The sequence below is a fragment of the Gluconobacter sp. P1D12_c genome, from assembly GCF_018812105.1.
Classification (GTDB): domain Bacteria; phylum Pseudomonadota; class Alphaproteobacteria; order Acetobacterales; family Acetobacteraceae; genus Gluconobacter; species Gluconobacter oxydans_A.
Window position 1 is genome coordinate 1 of record NZ_JACSIQ010000139.1, and the last position, 641, is coordinate 641.

Below are 641 nucleotides of genomic sequence, written 5' to 3' on the forward strand. Positions count from 1 at the left end.
GGCGACAGCCTGGCATCCCGTGGCGTGAAGCTTCAACTTGGGAACAGTATTCACGATCCGTCTGATCCAATGGGCAAGTTGTTCTTCAACATCCTTGCGACTTTCGCGGAGTTTGAAGCCGATCTGATCCGGATGCGTACTCGTGAAGGGATGGCCGTTGCACGCGACAAAGGTAAACTACGCGGAAAGAAACCCAAGCTTTCTGAACGTCAGCAAAAAGAGCTTCGCCGGATGTATGATACCGGCGATTACTCCATCAGCGATCTTTCAGAACTGTTTTCTATTTCTCGGCCAACTGTCTATCGAACTCTCAGCAGAACAGCCTCAACGTTCTTGTTGGGTTCACTCTAAGCGTACGTAAAGTACACTTTCGTGTCGTGACCCCTATTTGAACGAGGCGTTGCGCTGGATTCAGGAGCGGCACGGCAAGGACAACGTGATCGCTGCCATCATTCACCGGGACGAAAAAACGCCGCACCTGTCGGCCTACGTGGTGCCAAAAGACCCCGATACAGGCCGCCTGAATTGCCGCCGGTTCCTCGGTGGTGCCAAGGCCCTGAACGAGATGCAGACCGACTTTGCGCGAGTTGTGGGACGCCCTGTCGGACTGGAACGCGGCATCGAAGGAAGCAAGGCCACCC

At 54.8% G+C, this 641-nt stretch carries 2 protein-coding genes; both read left to right on the top strand.

Features of this window, described 5'->3' with window-relative positions; all coding sequences use genetic code 11:
* On the top strand, positions 1 to 351 hold a 351-nt coding region (locus KP705_RS15975; protein WP_215764948.1), incomplete at its 5' end, for a recombinase family protein.
* A 37-nt stretch (positions 352 to 388) separates the two neighbouring features.
* A partial coding sequence (locus KP705_RS15980; protein WP_215764949.1) for a plasmid recombination protein occupies positions 389 to 641 on the top strand: 253 nt, incomplete at its 3' end.